Here is a 17,773-nt window from a genome sequence, read left to right on the forward strand (position 1 = left end):
TTGAAGCGATTCTCATGTTTAATTTGAGTTTTCATGGTTATTAGTTTTTACCCAGCCTCGGCTGGGTTTTTTTGTTTCTTAATTTGTCTTTGGCAAACAATTCTCTGAAACAGATTTGTAAATTATTCTGGCTTTTTCGACAAAAGCATTCATATTTCTCATGTATTTTTTTGCTTCTTTTTCCGTTTTGGATTTCAAAACAACATCTAGACTTTGTCCAATACAATTGTTGATTTCTTCTTTGGATACGATATTGGATTCCTTTAGTTTCAAATCAATGCATTCGCAGGATTTTTTCGCTACTTCCTCCTCTATGGTTTGGGCTTTTGACAGAGAGAATGTTATTAATAAAACTAAGAACAGGCTATATTTTTGTAAGGTTGAGGTCATTTTGATCAAGGTTTGTATCAAAGATAAAATATTCTGGGTATTTGTGGTTATTTGTTTTAATAATGGCTTATCGATTTTTAGAATTCAATCATAATTTTATAGGTGAAGGGTTTTTGTTAATTGTAATGGTTTTTAGTTGTTTAAAAAATAAATTAAATAGGATTTTTATATGAAAATTATTTTAAATAATGTTTGTTTGTGAATGAAAATATAAATATATTTGAGTGTCTTAGTTGTTGTGTTGATAATCATAAGAATAAAGTAGATTGTCAGAAGAATTGAGAAAGTAATCAGAGAAGTTGAGTAGACGGTCAGAAGAGTTAAGTAGACAATCAGAGAAGTTAAGTTGACAGTCAGATGACTTGAATAGACAATCAGATGACTTGAGAAAACTATCAGAAGAGTTAAGAAGACAATCAGAGGAGTTGAGTAGACAATCAGAAGAGTCGAGTAGATAATCAGAAGAGTAAATCAAACCATAAATAAAATTAATTCAAAAACATAAAAAATGGGAAATAACAATTTAAACTATGAGGAGTATCCGGCGATTGGCGATGCGCTGATTGCGAGTTTTAACAGAGACCAAGCGGAACTGGCGGGACATTACAAGATGATGGATTCGGATTTTGTGACCGAATTTCAGAATGCTATTGATGCAGTTCGAGGAACGGCATCTGTTCTGGCGAAAACGGAGGAACTGAAAAGCGTGACCAAAAAGTTGTACGGACTGGCGGATGAGGCTAATCAAAAATTGTTGTTTTTGATAGACTATGTGAAGGATGCCGGACTGGAGTCTGTCTCTATATCCGGTATCCGAAGCAAACTGACCACAAGAAATATTGAAGGTGCCGTATACGACCTGAGAGAGGTGCTGCCGTATCTTGATAGCCATCAGGCGGAACTGGATGCCGGGAATATGCCGAAAGATTTTTTGAAGTATTTTCCTCCGATTCTTCCTCAGCTGGAAGCCTGGAATGCGGAACAAATTGCGATTATCAGTAACCGAAAATCTTTGGTAGAGGCTAATAAGCTTTTGTTTGAAAATGCTTACAGCTACATCTCCAAAGTGAGCAATAACGGTAAAAAGGTTTTCAAAAATGCGGTGAAGAAGGATGATTATACGATTTCGAAATTGCTGACCAAGGTAAGAGCGGAGAAGAAAGCCCAAGAGGAGAATCCTGAAAATCCTAATTCTTAGAATCAAATGATTGTGTGGAATCCCTAAGCGTGAGCTCGGGGATTTTTGCTACTAATATTAAGATTGCTTCACTTCGTTCGCAATGACAGTATTTTGATTCGTTAGAAAACAAGAGAATAAATTATCTTTGCAATCCTAAAACAAAAACAAATGTTTTCAAAAATTACAGTTCACAGAGTCGGGAATAAAATCAATGGAGAATCTTTAACGCTTTCCCAAGAAGAGCTACAGCTGGAAGATGAGATGAAGGAGTTGCTCGGAAATTATTTTATGAGTGCTTTCAAATCCGAAGAACAATTCCAGTTCTACAGCGACTCTTATCTGGTGAATAATCCTGTTTACAGTTCTGTATCCGAAATTTTTGAAGACAAGGCCAAGTTCCAATGGGAATCTGAGAATATTGCCAAACATCTTTATGATGCGGCAGAAAATCCGCGCGTTCAGGCTGGTGAGTTGTTCGTTGTTTATTTTGAAGGCGATGTTATCGAGTCTGCTGACAACAGTGACAAAAAAATAGATTCTATCGGGCTGTTCAAAACTGAAAAGAGGGAAGGTTTCCTTAAAATCAATCCTCAGGATGAATCTTTTGAAATCGAAAGAGATTTTGGGATCAGCCTGTCAAAAATAGATAAAGCGGCTTTGATCTATAACAATGACAAAGAAACCGGCTATATCCTGTCTGTGGTTGATAACAACAAAAACGGCGATATGTATTATTGGTTCGAGGACTTCCTGAAAGTAAAACAACGCGACGACGAATACTTCCACACCCAGGAAACATTGACAGTTTATAAGGATTTTATCACACAAAAGTTACCGGAAGAGTTTGAAGTTTCCAAAGCTGACCAGGCGGATTTTCTCAACAAGTCGATCAATTTCTTCAAAGAAAAGGAAGAGTTCAAATATGATGATTTTGTCAATGAAGTTTTGCAGGACGAAAGTGTTATCGAGAGTTTTTCCAACTTCAAATCCGATTATGAGCAGGATATGCAGATCTCGATTTCTGAAGATTTCCCGATTAATACACAAGCGGTTAAAAAGCAACAGAGACATTTTAAATCGATTATTAAACTCGATAAAAATTTCCATATCTACATCCATGGCGACCGCAAAATGATAGAAACGGGACAGGACGAGAAGGGGAAATACTACCGTTTATATTTTGAACAAGAGAAATAAAAGTTTGTAATTCTTTAAAAAATATCTCTCGCAGATTTGGCAAATTAAGCAGATTTTTGAATTATCTATATCAACTGTTAAATCTGCGAGAATTTTTTTTGCATTCATTTTAAACTCTTAATATTTTTAGAATTTAACATAATCTTGATTCTGTTATAAAAAATCTCTACATTTGCAACTATGTTGATCAGAAAAAACAGAGTTATTAAGAATTTCATCTCGGTATTTTTTGCCGTGATGTATCTTTTTGTGGCTTTGTTTTCTTCACAATTGCATCATCACAACGGCGAATCTTTCTACACAGATTCAGGTTTCAAAAAAACGGAGAAAAGCATTTCCAAAGCGGTCTCAAAAAATCAGTCTGGGGACTGTCTGGCATGTCATTTTCTGGCGACAGGCAACACTTTGGTTCCGGAAGAATTTGCTTTTCAGTTTGAAAACCATACCAACGTAGCTCAGCAAACTTTTTCTGTACAGGAAAAAATATGGTCTCAGACCAAATTCACCTTTCAACTCCGCGGTCCACCCGCTATTTCGTAATTTGTGTTCTTCCGGAGCGACTGTCTTGCGGAAGCAACATTATTTTGTTCTCGGGATTTGTAAGAATGCCTGAGCGTATTTGAAATATTAATTACTTAGTGATTTGACTTCTTCGACACTGAAGACTTTAGACCGTTTTATCCGCTCCGCCTCTGGCGAGATGAGCTCCACTCAGGTCGGGCTGCATTGGCGATTCAAATCTGATTTTCTAGAAATCTAGTTTTGAAATGTTGTTAAAAATCATTGCTTAATTATTTCAATTACAACTTTTTATATTGTACAAAGTACATTTTAGAAAAACAATTATGAAATATATTATTAGTCTGATGTTAGTCTTTTTTGGACTTGCATTAGGATCTGCGCAAAACTATTCTGTAGAAGGAACTGTCCAGGATTTTCATGACAAGACACCACTGGAAAATGTCTTGGTTTCTTTTGGGAAATATTCTGCAAAAACAGATCAAAAAGGAGCGTTCAAAATCAAGAATGTTTCAGCAGGAACATACACTTTATCAGCTTCTCATCCCGATTGTAATGATTATTCAGAATCTTTGTCTGTGGATAAGAATCTGCATTTGACGATCCAATTGGAACATCATGTGAACGAGATAGAATCTGTGACTGTTCATGGTAATCACAAGAATAGCGGTTCTATGGTTGTGAAAACGATTGATCATTCGGAAATCGAAAGGAATTCTACAGAAAATCTTGGAAATCTTCTTAAAAATATCTCGGGAGTCAGTGGTTTGAAAACCGGGAATAATATTGTAAAACCTGTGATCCATGGGCTTTACGGCAGCCGAATTTCGATTGTCAACAATGGTGTGAGAATGGCTGAACAGGAATGGGGAGTGGAACATGCACCTAATATTGATGTCAATAATTTTCAGCACATCGATGTTATCAAAGGCGCATCGGCTCTACGATATGGCAGTGATGCGATTGGTGGTGTCGTGGTTTTGGAACCAGAAATTTTTCCTAAAAAAGATACTTTGAAAGGAAGTGTCGGTTTGTCGGGAATTTCTAACGGAAGAGGTTTAGGTGTTGATGTCAATCTGGTTAAAGTATGGAAAAATGGATGGGCTGTGAAATCAGGAGGTAACATTCAGAAACTGGGAGATCAAAGTGCTCCACACTATAATCTGAAAAATACAGGCTCGGATTTCTCTTCGTTCAATTTTACGTTGCAGAAGAATACATTTAAAAATGGGATTTCTTTTGATTATTATTTGACCAATCAGAATCTTGGAATCTTGCGCGATTCGCATGTGTCTATACCAAAGGAATATGAAGCGGCGATGAATACGCCTGTGCCTTTTTACTCCGGAAATTTCAGTTATGATATTGATAATCCGAGACAGCTGGTTGAACATCATCTGATGAAAGTTTCTGCTTTCAACAGATTTGAGAATATCGGGAAAGTGTCGGCAACTTATAGTTTTCAGTATAATCATCGGCAGGAGTTTGATTTAAGAAGAGGCAGTTTAAGTGCCATTCCTTCTTTGGATTTGGCTTTGATGACACACCAGTTCAATATCAATGATTTGCTGGAAAGAGAAAAATGGTCTTTGGAAACAGGAATTGATGCCAGCTTTCAAAACAATTATTCCGATCCTGCAACACAGGCCAGAAGATTGATTCCAAATTATGATAAATATTCTGCAGGAATCTACTCGGTTTTCAAATATAAAATCACTCCTGAATTGAATACAGAAGCCGGAATCCGTTATGATTATAATTATTATGATGTAACGAAGTGGTATAACAAAAGTGATTGGGAAGATTATTACGCAGCCACTTATCCGCAGTTCTATGTGATGACAGATGCAAACAGAGTTTTGACACGCCCGAAATTAAAATATCAGAATTTGTCTTATAATGCAGGTTTAGAATATCATCCTTCAGGAAACTTTAATCTGAAATTCAATTATGCAAAAGTTGGTAGAACGCCTAACATTGCTGAATTGTTTTCGGACGGGTTGCATCATTCCGCAGCGATTATTGAGAAAGGAAATATGGCTATCAAAAATGAGGAAGGTCATCAATTCAATTTGATTGCAGATGTTAAGTTTGACGTTCTGAACGGATTGGAGATTTCTGCAAATCCCTATTTCTTTATCACGAAAAATTTCATCAACCAGATTCCAAATGGCACTTTGCAATACACACAGGCAGGCACTTTTCCGGTTTGGGTCTATCAGCAAATCGATGCCAAAATGTATGGATTAGATGTGGATGTTAATTTCAATCTCACAGAAAATTTGACTTACAAAGGAAGAGGTGCTTATGTTTATGGACAGGATGAAACCAATAATGAACCGCTGATTCTAATGATGCCTGTCAATTTTTCGAATGCATTACAATTCAGTAAAAACGAATGGAATGGTTTCTATCTTAATGTTGAGAATCAGACTTTCTTATATCAGAATCGTTTCCCAATACATAATTTGGAATATACAGACTATGTTGATGAAGAGGAAGTTATAAAGGTTGTGGACATCAGTACACCTCCAAAACAATATTCTCTATGGAATGTACAGACAGGAATTAATGTGGCAAAAAACTTTTCTGCAGGTTTGACCGTTAATAATATATTTAATATTTCTTACAGAGATTATCTGAACAGGATGAGGTTTTTCGCCTATGACATGGGACGAAATTTCATTCTTAATTTCAGATATAAATTCTAACCATTAATTAAAAAATCAATCAATTATTAAAAAATTTAAAAAATGAAAAATAAATTCAATCTTAACAAATTAATAAGTCTTTTAGCGGTATTATTTTTAATCTTTAACGTGATCTCTTGTCAGAGGGACGAAGATGTTGCAGCGGATGATCTTCCTCAGGAGGAATTGACAAAAATTACGCTTAATGTAAAAGATATTGCCACCGGAGCAAGTACCAATTATAGTTATATCATCGGATCCGGAGCGCCTGTAATTCCTTTAACTGATGGAAAGTCCTACGAAGTTACAACCACTTTCTGGAATGGTAATGAAGATGTAACAAAGGAAATCAAAGATGCTAAAGATGAACATTTTCTAATCTTCGATTTTCCGAGATCTACCATCAATCTCACCAGGTTGGATGATGAAAGTTCTACAGGAAAGCTTGGTAAAGTAGGATTGAAAACGAAATGGGAGGTTGAAAAAGTCGTGAAATCGTCATCTCCGCTTTTACAGCTGACATTGATTCATGAGCCTGCGACTGCCAATGAAGCACAAAACGGAACAGCCTGGGGTAGTGTAACCGGTGGTGAAACCGACGCTCAGGCTACATTTGGTTTGAGTAACTGATTTTTCAAAACAGTTAAAAAAAAGATGCTTTATTTATAAAGCATCTTTTTTGTTATAAAATTTATGATTTTTTATAAAAATCAGGAGTAGATTAAATTTTGCATTTCCTCAAATTTTCTCTATTTTTGCAACCTAAAAATTTCAATTAATGAACGTTACAGCGACAAACCATGATGAAGTAAGTGCATTGCTTACAGTAACATTGGAAAAATCAGACTATAAAGAAAAAGTAGAAAAGCAATTGATCAACTATGCGAAAAATGCACAGGTTCCTGGATTCAGAAAAGGAAAAGTACCATTGAGCATGGTTAGAAAACAATATGAAGCCGGTATTGCTTACGAGGAAATCAATAAGCAAATTTCTGATGCGTTGAATAACTACGTTAATGAAAATAAACTAAGATTAGTCGGGCAGCCGGTTCCTCAGCCGGTAAACGATTTTAACCATAATGCAGATTCTTTATCCGTAGCTTTCGAAGTTGGATATGAGCCGGAATTCACTGTAGATTTGACTAAATATGAAGCACCTCACTACAAAGTTGAAGCTTCTGACAAAGAAATATCTACAAGTGTAGAAAATATGCAAAAGCGTTTTGCCGAAAGAGTTCCTGAGGAAAAAATCGGTAAAGATTCTTATGTGGCATTGGAGGTTTCTCAAGTTGTAGAAGCTGAGGCTGAAGGTGATCACCACCACGCACCAAAAAACGTAACTGTTTCCAAAGAACAGAAAGAAGCTTATGATCTGGTTAAAAAACTGAAGAAAGACGATTCTGTAAAAGTGTCTAAAGAAGATCTTCAGGCTAAGGAAGAGTTGGCAAAACAATTAGGATTCAGCAAAGAAGAAGCAGAACACCTTCACCACAACGAAGTGGAAGTAACTGTAAAAGATATCTACGGTTTGAACTTAGCAGAGCTTAATCAAGAGCTTTTCGATAAAGTTTATGGTAAAGATGTTATCAAAACTGAAGAAGAATTGAAAGCGAGAGTGAAATCTGAATTGGATGAGTATTTCCAACAAAATGCTGATGTACATTTCGTAAATAAAATCCTTCAACAAATTAACGAAAAAGAAGAAATCAAACTACCGGAAGCTTTTCTTATTAAGTGGTTATTGTTCTCCAACCAGAATATCACTTCTGAAGAGCAGGCAAAAGAAATCCTTGAAAACGAGAAAAATATTATCAAAGGTCAGATCCTAGAAGGAAAACTGATGAATGATAACGATATCCAATTGGATTATGCAGAGGTTCTTGGACAAGCTGAGCAATTGGTAAGAAACCAGTTAGCAATCTACGGAATCCACCATCTAGGTGATGATGAGGTTCAGAAATATGCAGCAGAAATGCTGAAAGATGAGAATCAGGTAAGACAAATTTCTTCCGAAGTTGCTATGGCTAAGTTGAAAGATGTTATCCTTGAAAAATCTAAAAAGAAAGAAACCAAAATCTCTCACGATGAGTTTCTTGAAGAATTGAAGAAATAATTGATATTCTTATATAATAAAACGCTCCAGGTTTCTGGAGCGTTTTTTATTTTTCCACAATTTATCAAACTAATATATATGTTTTCGAAAATCCAAATCAGAAATTCAAAAACAACCTTGGATTGATGGGTTGGTTATTTTTATGAACTTCATAATGAAGATGGGGACCTGTAGAGCGTCCGGTATTTCCTGATTTTGCGATGATCTGACCAACTTTTACACGATCATTAGTCTCTACCAAAACTTCGGAAAGATGGCCATAAAGAGTTGCCAATCCATTACTGTGCTCTATAATCACACAATTGCCGTATCCTCCTTTCACACCGGCAAAAATCACTTTTCCGGATGCTGCACATTTTACAGGACTTCCGTAAGCTACAGCGATGTCCAATCCTTTATGGAATTGCATTTGGTCTTTCTCGGCCGGAGCATTACTGGATGCATTTTTGTCTTCCTTTACAATAGCCTGTCTTTTCACGACATTTCCCAGGCTGTCCTTTTCTTCGGCAACATTAGAATTATTTGTAATTTCCGTAGATTTTGGAGGAATTGGATTTTTTCTGATCCCGAAATTCGAAGAAATATAGCCATCCGTAGGAATACCTAGCGGAACCTGCTGTAACCGTTGTTCCAGATCGACCAGGTATTGGCTGTAGCGGTTACTGACTTTGGCAAGATAAACTTCATTCTCCAGGCTGTCTTTTGCTAATCTTTCTATTCTAAGGTCAGAAACATTTTTTGATTTTAGGAATCCGTCGATACTCCGTATACTTTGGTCAACAATCGCAAGGTCGGTTTTCAGCTGGAGATGATCGATGCTGTCTTTTTCATTATTGATTTTAACAAGATTTACTTCATAGACTTTATCGTCTTTTCCAGTATAGAGTTTTGCAATAATCATAGCCTGAACAAAGCAAGCGACTAGAAGAAGTATAAGAACAATATTGGTTTTCTTCTTTGATTTTAGAAATTGGACCATTAATTGATTTTTAAAATGGACTGCAAAAGTAAGAATTTTTTACATTTTTCAATTTTAATCAACGTTGAGCGAATTTTTATTTAACAAAAGTTAATAATTCTTAATTAATTGTTAAAGAAAATTTACATTGAGGTAAATTCATAAATAACCTTAGATTTGTAGCAATGAAAAAGACGACAAATAATGGCTAAGAAATTGACTAAATCATCTAAGAATGTACGGGTTGGCGTTTTGGGAAGCGGAAGTTTTGCGACAGCAATCGTGAAAATGCTTCTTGAAAACTGCAAAACGGTCAACTGGTGTGTTCGGAATGAGTTTGTAAAGGGTGCAATTGAGCAGCGCGGACATAATCCGACTTACCTCACCACCGTTAGTTTCAACCTAAAAAAACTTAAAATCACTACAGATATCAATGAGTTGGTTTCCAATTCGGATGTTGTTATTCTGGCAGTTCCTTCCATTTATCTTGCAGAATCTATGGAAAAACTGACATGCGAGTATCAGGACAAATTGTTCTGTTCAGCGATTAAGGGAATTGTCCCAAAACATAATGATATTGTGGCACATTATCTTCGCGACGAATTCAAAATCGGATTCAAAAATCAGGCAGTTATTGCCGGTCCTTGTCATGCGGAAGAAGTGGCAATGGAGCGTTTATCGTATCTTACAGTGGCTGTGGCAGAGCAGGAAGATGCGGAAATTTTGCAGGAGATCCTGTCATCTTGCTATATCAAAGTGAATACAAGCAGCGATATTCTCGGAAACGAATATTCTGCCATTCTTAAAAATATATATGCCATCGGTGCCGGAATTGCGAGCGGTTTGGGTTATGGAGATAACTTTATTGCAGTGTACGTTTCTAACGCAATTCGTGAAATGGAAACTTTCCTGGAAGCGATTTATCCGGAACCGAGAGATGTAAACGACAGTGCTTATCTGGGAGATTTGATTGTAACAGCTTATTCTTTGTTCTCCAGAAACAGAAACCTTGGAAACTTAATTGGAAAAGGTTATACGGTAAAGTCTGCAATCCAGTCCATGAGTATGGTTGCCGAAGGTTATTATGCAACTAACGGAATCTATGCCATTTGTAAAGAAAAGAAACTGAAACTTCCTATTATCAATGCTGTTTATGATATTTTGTATGAAGGAAAAAATGCAGAGAAACAATTTGCAAAACTGACTGATAAACTAACTTAATCGTATTTTCCTTAAAGAAAGTTAATTAACAATTATAAAAAATACAATGGAATAGAATTTGCAAATTTTGCAGTCTAAAATGAAAAAAATCAAACACAAAATGAAACATTCAAAATTCAAAATAGCTCAGGAAGCTATAAAACACAAAGGATTTCTCCAAAAGATTCCTGCGGCTGTTAGAATGATTAAACTCTGGCGGAAAGGAGAATATAAAATGAAGTTTACCGACATTTTAATTCCGGCATTAGCGCTGCTTTACGTAATTTCTCCAATTGATATTATTCCAGATTTTGTTTTGGGAATTGGTGCTTTGGATGATCTGGCAATCTTAGCTTTTGCCATTCCGATGCTGATGAAGGAAGTGGACAAGTTTCTGCTTTGGGAAAGCCAGAAGGATAATCCTAAAATTATTGATGCAGAAATTGTAGAATAATAATTTGAAACAAATAAAAATCCCGACTCAAATCTGAATCGGGATTTTTTTTATTCTATATTAATAACAGTTTCTATTTCCGGAGCAAACTGCTTGATGGTGTTTTCCACACCCAGTTTCATGGTAGAGCTACTGATCCCACAACTTGAGCAATGTCCCAGTAGTCTTACAATCACAGTAGTTCCCTGTACATCTACAAGCTCGATATCGCCACCATCTTTGTTTAGAAATGGACGAATACTATCCAAAGCTTCCATTACTTTGGTTGCCAGTTCTTCCTGAATTTGATTTATATTACTCATAAAGTTATTTTTTCTTAGGTGAGCAACCAGCCATAGTTGTGATTTTCACAGCCTCAGTTGGCGGCAGATTGGTGTTTCTTTCCACAAGGCTTTCAACCATATTCTGAGCAGTTTTGGTATAGATTTCAGAGATTTTGGAATTCTCCTGCAAAGCTGCTGGCCTTCCTACATCTCCTGCTTCTCTGATACTTTGAATCAAAGGAATCTCTCCCAAAACCGGGATTCCCAAATCCTCTGCCATAAATTGGGCGCCTTGTTTTCCAAAGATATAATATTTATTCTCAGGTAACTCTTCCGGTGTGAAATAAGCCATATTTTCTATCAGTCCCAAAACCGGAATGTTGATACTTTCCATATTGAACATAGCAATTCCCTTTCTTACATCAGCCAAAGCAACGTGCTGAGGTGTACTCACAATCACAGCACCCGTTACTGGAACTTCCTGAATAATAGAAAGATGAATATCGCCAGTTCCCGGAGGTAGGTCTATCAAAAGGAAATCTAATTCTCCCCAATCCGCATCACGGATCATCTGATTCAAGGCTTTGGAAGCCATTGGTCCTCTCCAGACTACAGCTTGGTTAGCCCCGGAAAAATATCCGATAGACAACATTTTTACGCCGTAATTTTCGATGGGCTTCATCAGATTTCTACCGTTCACTTCTACAGAAATTGGTTTTTGTCCTTCTGTGTCAAGCATCGTCGGAACAGACGGTCCGTAGATATCTGCATCCAAAAGTCCGACTTTGAACCCCATTTTTGCTAACGTTACCGCAAGATTTGCTGCAACAGTAGATTTTCCAACGCCACCTTTTCCGGAAGCGATAGCAATGATGTTTTGAATACCCGGAATCTGTTTTCCTTTGATTTCATTAGTTGGAGGTGTTGCAGGCAATTCGGGAGAAACGATTTTCAATTTTAAGTTGATGTGTTCACCGAATTCCGAAGCAAAAGCTTGTTTCATAGCAACTTCCAGCTTTTTCTTTTCGTGCATCGCAGGTGAATGTGCGGTCATATCGATATAGACATCGTCACCCATCACCTGGAAATTACTTACGAGGTCATCTACTTCTATCTCTTTCAGAAAATCCTGAACTTTTGATTTCGTCAGCATAAAATTTTATTAATCTTTGAGACAACAAATTTACGGATTTAAAAATTAATTTAGAATCAATAGGATTTGTGATTTTGTCTATGCTAATGATTTTTTGACATGGATTTAGTTAAAGCGTTTTTTGAGTTGGGAAGTTTTGATGTAAACATAAAACAAAAAGAGCTTTACAGCTTTCCGAGCTCTCCAACTCATTTAGGAGCCGGGAACCTGCTTTCGTTGCAATCTTTTTTGCATCACGTTTTGTCAGACTGAGGTCTCGAAGCTAACGCAAAAAAGGATTTCCACTACAATCAGGGCTACAATTTGAATTTTGTCAATAAAAATAAATTTTTGTCATTCCGAAGGAATCTGAATCTACACTTTTAATGGATTTTTAGTATTTAAAGTCTTCGAGAGCCTCAGACTGACAATGCCGGAAAAGTGAATCTTACTAGAGCTGTCATACTGAGCGGAGTCGAAGTGCTTTCAAAGATTAAATTTTAATCAACCTTAAAAGTCAGATTATTATCATCAGGTTTTCCATTTGTGTTGAGTGCGCTGTAAGGTGTCGTGAACCAACCATTTTTGTTCATCACAAACCGAAATTCATAAGTTTTTCCTTTTTCAAACTGAGATTTAGACAAAACCAATTCAAAAGTGTCTCGGTCTTTTCTAATCATTTGATACATTGTATTAGCAGGATTCCAATCGTTGAATGAACCAGCAACAGCTATTTTCGTTATCGCTTCAGCATTTAAATTTTTAGGAACATTGTAAGCAAAAATCACTTTATCATTCTCAATCCTATAACCATAAATTTCCTTTTTAATATTAGGTTTATTAATAATTTCAGAAGCAACTGATTCTTCTCTTGACCAATACGGATTTGCTAATTGTTTATCAATCAATCCTGCAATATGATTGACTATAAAATAAAGTGGGGGAAAAGAATTGTATTTGTAGCCGTTCGACATAAAAATGATTGACAAATCATTGTCAGGAAAAATACTGTAAGCATTGATGTTTCCGCCGGAAAAACCATAAGACGTTACATTTCCAGTTTTGGTAATTTCCCAACCGTGCGCAAAAATATCTTGTTTATTGGTATAATCAAAAGGTTTCCACATCAACTTTTTTGTTTGGTCTGTGAGGAATTTGTTGGTGTCAAGATTAATGCTCCATTGTAAAAAATCAGGAAGCGAAATGGCTAAACCATTAGCAGGATGAGCTCTCAAACCACCAACGTGTGTAGATTTTTTAAACTGTTTCAGAGAATCATTATATCTGTAAAGTTGGATTCGATTGGGGATTTCTTCAAGAGAATTGGAATTGATTATGATTTTGTTCTTTGCATCAGAAAATTGATTTTTCAGAACAAAATCTTCAAATTTTTGTCCACTTATCCTTTCAATAATCATTGCTAACATCATATAATTAGTCTGATTATAACTATACTGATTTCCCGTCTCAAACTCCATTTTTTCTTTGGAAAGTCGTTCAAAAACTTCAGAGTTGGAAATGTTTGTAGGCAAATTATGACGCTCAAAATCCGGAATGCCTGATGAATGTGACAACAGATTTTTTACTTTGACATTTTGCCATTCTTTGGGAAGATTATCGAGATATTTTGAAATGTTATCTTCCAAAGACAGTTGTCCTTTCTCAATCAATTGGAAAACGGCAACATTGGTAATTAGTTTTGTAGTAGAATAAACTCTGAAAAGAGAATTAGCATCTACTTTCTTCTCAGACTCTAAGTTTTCTCTACCGTAATATTTTTGGAAAATAATTTTATCATTCTTTACAACTCCAACCGCCATTCCAGGAATGCCGTAAGTTTTAATTACTTTGGTCAGATAGTTATCGATTGCTTTTGTTTGTTCAGTTTTTTGACAAAATCCTAAAAATGAAAAATTTAAAAAGAATAAGATTAAGAAGGCTTGTTTCATTAGTTATAGGTTTACGACATAAGGACAACTATGAGCTTTGATTTATTACATCATTAAAAAGAAATTTTGTCATTCTGAAAGAATCTCAGCAGTTTAGATTCCTCCGGAATGACAAAATTGTATTTATATATAATGTAAAATAAATATCTAACTCTCCAACTGCCCTTCCCACTTACTCACGGCAGACGTCGCAAGCGCATTACCCAAAACATTCGTCATACTTCTTCCCATATCGCAGAAATGGTCGATTGGTAAAATCAATGCAATACCTTCAACTGGAATATCAAACATTCCACACGCCGCAACGATAATAACCAAGCTTGCTCTCGGAACGCCAGCGATTCCTTTACTTGTTAACATCAGAACCAAAAGCATTATGATCTGTTGTCCCAATGGCATATCAATACCATAAATCTGGGCAATGAAAATCGAGGCAAAGGTCATATACATCATACTGCCATCCAAGTTGAAAGAATAACCTAATGGCAAAATAAAAGAAACAATTCTATTATTACATCCGAATCTTTCCAGTTCTTCTACCAATTTTGGGAAAACAGCTTCTGAGCTTGTGGTGGAAAATGCAATCAACAAAGGTTCTTTGATTCTTCTCAATAATTCGAAAAGGCGATTGCCAAGAATCATATAACCAACTAATAAAAGAACCAGCCAAAGAACAGCCAAAGCAAAGAAAAAATCTCTGAGATAAATGGCATAAACTTTAAAAATCTCAAAACCATTGGTAGCAACAACTGCCGCAATTGCTCCGAAAACTCCAAGCGGCGCAACCCACATGATGTAACCGACCATTTTTAAAATAGCGTGAGCAATGATATCTAGCCCTTTGATGACAGGTTTTGCATATTCTTCACCCATTGCTGACAACGCAATCCCAAACATTACCGAAAATACAACGATCTGAAGAACTTCATTGCTTGCAAAAGCTTCGAATAAACTTTTCGGAATCACGTGTTTTACAAAGTCTTCCATAGAAAATCCTTTGCTGTTACTCACGATTTCGGAAGCTGAAGAAGCATCTTGAATTGGTAACTTGGTAACGTGGCCAGGCTCTAACCAATTCACTAAAACCAAGCCAATCAATAAGGAAACCAAGGAAGCCGTAATGAACCAAAGCATTGCTTTTGTGCCAACGCGACCAACCATTTTGATGTCGCCCATTTTAGCAATCCCAACCACCAAAGTCGAGAAAACCAAAGGCGCAATAATCATCTGAATCAGTCGGATAAAAACTGTTCCCAACAGTTTGATATTCTTAGAAAAATTTTCGGAAGAGTCGGGATAATTGGTGTGGACAATTCCTCCTAAAACAACACCTAAGATTAGTGCAATAATGATTGCGAAAAACAGTTTATTCTGACCTTTCATAACTAATTTATTTTTTGAACACAAAGTGCACAAAGTTTTTTAATCTATTTATTATTAATGTTTTAAAGTTCACAAAGGCGTTTCGCTGAAATAAGAAGTTCAAATCTTTCTAAGCGAAGCAGCTTTGTGAGCTTTAAGCAGTTTCAAAAAATCTTTGTCAGCTTTGTATTTAATCTAAGCTTTATAAGTCCTGATATAAATTGAAACTGAACAAAACTAATATTTTTGAGAGAATAACCACTAATATTTTAAATTAATATTAAGAGACTCAAACAAAAACAACCGATTCTGATCAACAAAAATAAAATAACATTCACGCACAGTTCAAATTAGAATTATTTCTTTGTACAAATCTGATAGTTAATGAAAAGAGATGTGGAAATTGTTATTATTTCGGATGTGCATCTTGGAACTTACGGTTGCAAGGCAAAAGAACTGTTGAGATATCTGAATTCTATCCGCCCCAAAATTTTGATTTTAAATGGCGATATCATCGACATCTGGCAGTTCAAGAAATCGTACTTTCCGAAGTCCCATCTCAAGGTGATCAAGAAATTAATTTCATTCGCTACGAAAGAATCGGAGGTTTTTTATGTCACTGGCAATCATGATGAGGCATTCAGAAATTTCACAGATTTCGAATTGGGAAAACTGAAATTGTGCAACAAACACGTTCTAAAGATAGGCGAAAAAAAAGCCTGGATTTTCCATGGAGATGTTTTTGATGCGTCGGTTCAGCATTCTAAATGGATTGCGAAGTTGGGAGGAAAAGGTTACGACTTGCTGATTGCTATTAACAATCTCGTGAATTGGTTTCTTGAGAAAATTGGCAGAGAGAAATATTCATTCTCCAAAAAAATCAAGAATAATGTCAAAAAGGCTGTGAAGTATATTGGTGATTTTGAATTGACAGCTTCGGAACTGGCGATTGAAAATGATTTCGATTATGTGATTTGCGGGCATATTCATCAGCCTCAAATCCGGGAAGTAGTTGGTAAAAAAGGAAAATGTATGTATTTGAATTCCGGTGACTGGGTGGAAAATCTTTCGGCTTTAGAATATCATAATGGCGACTGGAAGCTTTTTGTTTATGAGGATGAGAAATATAATTTAATCGATGAAGAACCAGAGGAAATGAAAGAAATTGACAGTGCAGAGCTGATGAAAATCGTGACGCAGATTGTTTAATTTTTTACGACAGCAAAGGCGGAAAATGAAATAAACTAACTTTTAAATCGCAAATTTTTCAGTCATACTTTGCGACTTATAGTAAAAATTTAAAAAAATAATTGCGTCTTTGCGATTAAAATAAAAAACACAAATATTTAATTTTTAATCCTTATGAAAATATTATACGCCTTCCAAGGCACAGGAAACGGACATCTTGCCAGAGCGCAGGAAATTATCCCGATTTTGAAGAAACACGCATTGGTAGACACTTTAATCAGCGGACATCAGACCCAGTTGAAGTCTGATTTTGATATCGATTTTCGATTCAAAGGGATTTCTTTGCTTTATAATAAAACAGGTGGATTGTCTTACAAAAAAACCTTTCTTGAGAATAATTTCTGCAAAGCGGCAAAAGTCATCAAAGATTTGGATTTAAGTGCGTATGATTTAATCATCAACGATTTTGAACCGTTGACTGGCTGGGCTGCGAAACTAAAAAATCTACCGATTGTAGAATTAAGTCATCAGGCATCTTTAACTTTTAAGGAAACACCGAAACCGGATAAAAAAGATTGGTTTGGAGATTTTATCCTGAAACATTATGTGCCTTGTGAGAAGAAAATCGGATTCCATTTTGAAAATTATAACTCCCATATCAAAAAGCCGGTTATCCGACAAAAAATCAGAAAGCTGAATCCTGAAAACAAAGGCCATTATTTGGTTTATCTACCAAGTTTTTCTGATGAAGTCATCACAAATTTTCTGACAAGAATCGATGTTCAATGGAAAGTTTTTTCTAAATATGCCAAGCAACATCAGAAATTCAGCAACGTAGAAATCTTCCCGATTGATGAGAGAAAATACCTGGAACTGTTCGAATCTTGTGAAGGAATTCTTTGTAATGCCGGCTTCGAAACGCCTGCTGAAGCATTGTTTATGCACAAAAAACTATTCGTTATCCCAATAGAAAATCAATATGAACAAGAGTGTAATGCTTTTGCGCTGGACAGATTGGGTGTTGCGAATTCGGATAAATTGGATCCAATTAAAATCAGAGAATGGATTAATTCTGACCAGATGATAGAAGTGGATTATCCTGATAACATCGAAAGTATTTTGACGAAAGAGGTTTTGTATTGATTAAGCCACATAGTCACAATAGGTTTTATTTACAA

General features: G+C 35.9%; 16 protein-coding genes. 10 read left to right on the forward strand and 6 right to left on the reverse strand.

Features of this window, described 5'->3' with window-relative positions; translation table 11 throughout:
* Positions 1 to 78: 78 nt before the first annotated feature.
* Entirely contained in the window at positions 79 to 390 is a 312-nt protein-coding gene (locus tag QOL71_RS06630) for a hypothetical protein (protein ID WP_283416159.1), read from the reverse strand.
* Positions 391 to 898: 508 nt separating this feature from the next.
* On the opposite strand from QOL71_RS06630, the gene QOL71_RS06635 reads away from it, so the two are divergent.
* The 6 genes from QOL71_RS06635 to QOL71_RS06660 all read left to right on the forward strand — a co-directional run bounded on the left by QOL71_RS06635 (position 899) and on the right by QOL71_RS06660 (position 8,089).
* Positions 899 to 1,588, forward strand: coding sequence for a hypothetical protein (locus tag QOL71_RS06635; RefSeq protein ID WP_283416160.1), 690 nt, complete (start codon positions 899 to 901; stop codon positions 1,586 to 1,588).
* A 150-nt stretch (positions 1,589 to 1,738) separates the two neighbouring features.
* A complete protein-coding gene (locus QOL71_RS06640) occupies positions 1,739 to 2,767 on the forward strand; it encodes a nucleoid-associated protein (RefSeq protein ID WP_283416161.1) in 1,029 nt (342 codons plus the stop codon).
* Positions 2,768 to 2,947: 180 nt separating this feature from the next.
* Positions 2,948 to 3,307 carry a hypothetical protein gene (locus QOL71_RS06645; RefSeq protein WP_283416162.1) on the forward strand — a complete coding sequence of 120 codons (360 nt, stop codon included), beginning with the start codon at positions 2,948 to 2,950 and terminating at the stop codon, positions 3,305 to 3,307.
* A gap of 305 nt (positions 3,308 to 3,612) precedes the next feature.
* Positions 3,613 to 5,997, forward strand: a complete 2,385-nt coding sequence (locus QOL71_RS06650; RefSeq protein ID WP_283416163.1) for a TonB-dependent receptor — start codon at positions 3,613 to 3,615, stop codon at positions 5,995 to 5,997.
* A gap of 42 nt (positions 5,998 to 6,039) precedes the next feature.
* Complete coding sequence (locus QOL71_RS06655) at positions 6,040 to 6,606, forward strand: hypothetical protein (RefSeq protein WP_283416164.1); 567 nt, start codon at positions 6,040 to 6,042, stop codon at positions 6,604 to 6,606.
* A 148-nt stretch (positions 6,607 to 6,754) separates the two neighbouring features.
* A complete protein-coding gene (locus tag QOL71_RS06660; protein WP_283416165.1) occupies positions 6,755 to 8,089 on the forward strand; it encodes a trigger factor in 1,335 nt (444 codons plus the stop codon).
* Positions 8,090 to 8,186: 97 nt separating this feature from the next.
* Here the strand turns inward: QOL71_RS06660 and QOL71_RS06665 are convergent, their stop codons facing one another.
* Complete coding sequence (locus QOL71_RS06665) at positions 8,187 to 9,068, reverse strand: M23 family metallopeptidase (protein WP_283416166.1); 882 nt, start codon at positions 9,066 to 9,068, stop codon at positions 8,187 to 8,189.
* Positions 9,069 to 9,251: 183 nt separating this feature from the next.
* Here QOL71_RS06665 and QOL71_RS06670 point away from each other — a divergent pair, with 183 nt between their 5' ends.
* Both QOL71_RS06670 and QOL71_RS06675 read left to right on the forward strand, forming a co-directional pair.
* Positions 9,252 to 10,268 (forward strand): NAD(P)H-dependent glycerol-3-phosphate dehydrogenase, encoded by a 1,017-nt coding sequence (locus QOL71_RS06670; RefSeq protein ID WP_283416167.1) that lies wholly within the window; start codon positions 9,252 to 9,254, stop codon positions 10,266 to 10,268.
* Between the two features lie 79 nt (positions 10,269 to 10,347).
* Entirely contained in the window at positions 10,348 to 10,701 is a 354-nt protein-coding gene (locus tag QOL71_RS06675) for a YkvA family protein (RefSeq protein ID WP_283416168.1), read from the forward strand.
* 50 nt (positions 10,702 to 10,751) lie between these two features.
* Here QOL71_RS06675 and QOL71_RS06680 read toward each other — a convergent pair whose 3' ends face one another.
* The 4 genes from QOL71_RS06680 to QOL71_RS06695 all read right to left on the reverse strand — a co-directional run bounded on the left by QOL71_RS06680 (position 10,752) and on the right by QOL71_RS06695 (position 15,428).
* Positions 10,752 to 11,003, reverse strand: coding sequence for a NifU family protein (locus QOL71_RS06680; RefSeq protein WP_283416169.1), 252 nt, complete (start codon positions 11,001 to 11,003; stop codon positions 10,752 to 10,754).
* Positions 11,004 to 11,007: 4 nt separating this feature from the next.
* A complete protein-coding gene (locus tag QOL71_RS06685) occupies positions 11,008 to 12,117 on the reverse strand; it encodes an Mrp/NBP35 family ATP-binding protein (RefSeq protein WP_283416170.1) in 1,110 nt (369 codons plus the stop codon).
* Positions 12,118 to 12,596: 479 nt separating this feature from the next.
* Positions 12,597 to 14,045 (reverse strand): serine hydrolase, encoded by a 1,449-nt coding sequence (locus QOL71_RS06690; protein WP_283416171.1) that lies wholly within the window; start codon positions 14,043 to 14,045, stop codon positions 12,597 to 12,599.
* A gap of 147 nt (positions 14,046 to 14,192) precedes the next feature.
* On the reverse strand, positions 14,193 to 15,428 hold the full coding sequence (locus QOL71_RS06695) for a dicarboxylate/amino acid:cation symporter (protein ID WP_283416172.1): 1,236 nt from the start codon (positions 15,426 to 15,428) through the stop codon (positions 14,193 to 14,195).
* Positions 15,429 to 15,791: 363 nt separating this feature from the next.
* On the opposite strand from QOL71_RS06695, the gene QOL71_RS06700 reads away from it, so the two are divergent.
* Together QOL71_RS06700 and QOL71_RS06705 are read left to right on the forward strand one after the other, a co-directional pair.
* Entirely contained in the window at positions 15,792 to 16,616 is an 825-nt protein-coding gene (locus tag QOL71_RS06700; RefSeq protein WP_283416173.1) for a UDP-2,3-diacylglucosamine diphosphatase, read from the forward strand.
* 153 nt (positions 16,617 to 16,769) lie between these two features.
* A complete protein-coding gene (locus QOL71_RS06705; RefSeq protein WP_283416174.1) occupies positions 16,770 to 17,738 on the forward strand; it encodes a glycosyltransferase family protein in 969 nt (322 codons plus the stop codon).
* Positions 17,739 to 17,773 lie beyond the last annotated feature (35 nt).

The sequence above is a fragment of the Epilithonimonas pallida genome (genome assembly GCF_900182975.1).
Taxonomy (GTDB): domain Bacteria; phylum Bacteroidota; class Bacteroidia; order Flavobacteriales; family Weeksellaceae; genus Epilithonimonas; species Epilithonimonas pallida.

Bases quoted from the DNA above. Each gene is read 5' to 3' on its own strand.
- QOL71_RS06655 (WP_283416164.1), top strand. From the start codon at position 6,040: ATGAAAAATAAATTCAATCTTAACAAATTAATAAGTCTTTTAGCGGTA.
- QOL71_RS06675 (WP_283416168.1), top strand. From the start codon at position 10,348: ATGAAAAAAATCAAACACAAAATGAAACATTCAAAATTCAAAATAGCT.
- QOL71_RS06680 (WP_283416169.1), bottom strand. From the start codon at position 11,003: ATGAGTAATATAAATCAAATTCAGGAAGAACTGGCAACCAAAGTAATG.
- QOL71_RS06700 (WP_283416173.1), top strand. From the start codon at position 15,792: ATGAAAAGAGATGTGGAAATTGTTATTATTTCGGATGTGCATCTTGGA.
- QOL71_RS06670 (WP_283416167.1), top strand. From the start codon at position 9,252: ATGGCTAAGAAATTGACTAAATCATCTAAGAATGTACGGGTTGGCGTT.
- QOL71_RS06690 (WP_283416171.1), bottom strand. From the start codon at position 14,045: ATGAAACAAGCCTTCTTAATCTTATTCTTTTTAAATTTTTCATTTTTA.
- QOL71_RS06695 (WP_283416172.1), bottom strand. From the start codon at position 15,428: ATGAAAGGTCAGAATAAACTGTTTTTCGCAATCATTATTGCACTAATC.
- QOL71_RS06645 (WP_283416162.1), top strand. From the start codon at position 2,948: ATGTTGATCAGAAAAAACAGAGTTATTAAGAATTTCATCTCGGTATTT.
- QOL71_RS06650 (WP_283416163.1), top strand. From the start codon at position 3,613: ATGAAATATATTATTAGTCTGATGTTAGTCTTTTTTGGACTTGCATTA.
- QOL71_RS06630 (WP_283416159.1), bottom strand. From the start codon at position 390: ATGACCTCAACCTTACAAAAATATAGCCTGTTCTTAGTTTTATTAATA.
- QOL71_RS06660 (WP_283416165.1), top strand. From the start codon at position 6,755: ATGAACGTTACAGCGACAAACCATGATGAAGTAAGTGCATTGCTTACA.
- QOL71_RS06665 (WP_283416166.1), bottom strand. From the start codon at position 9,068: ATGGTCCAATTTCTAAAATCAAAGAAGAAAACCAATATTGTTCTTATA.
- QOL71_RS06640 (WP_283416161.1), top strand. From the start codon at position 1,739: ATGTTTTCAAAAATTACAGTTCACAGAGTCGGGAATAAAATCAATGGA.
- QOL71_RS06685 (WP_283416170.1), bottom strand. From the start codon at position 12,117: ATGCTGACGAAATCAAAAGTTCAGGATTTTCTGAAAGAGATAGAAGTA.
- QOL71_RS06635 (WP_283416160.1), top strand. From the start codon at position 899: ATGGGAAATAACAATTTAAACTATGAGGAGTATCCGGCGATTGGCGAT.
- QOL71_RS06705 (WP_283416174.1), top strand. From the start codon at position 16,770: ATGAAAATATTATACGCCTTCCAAGGCACAGGAAACGGACATCTTGCC.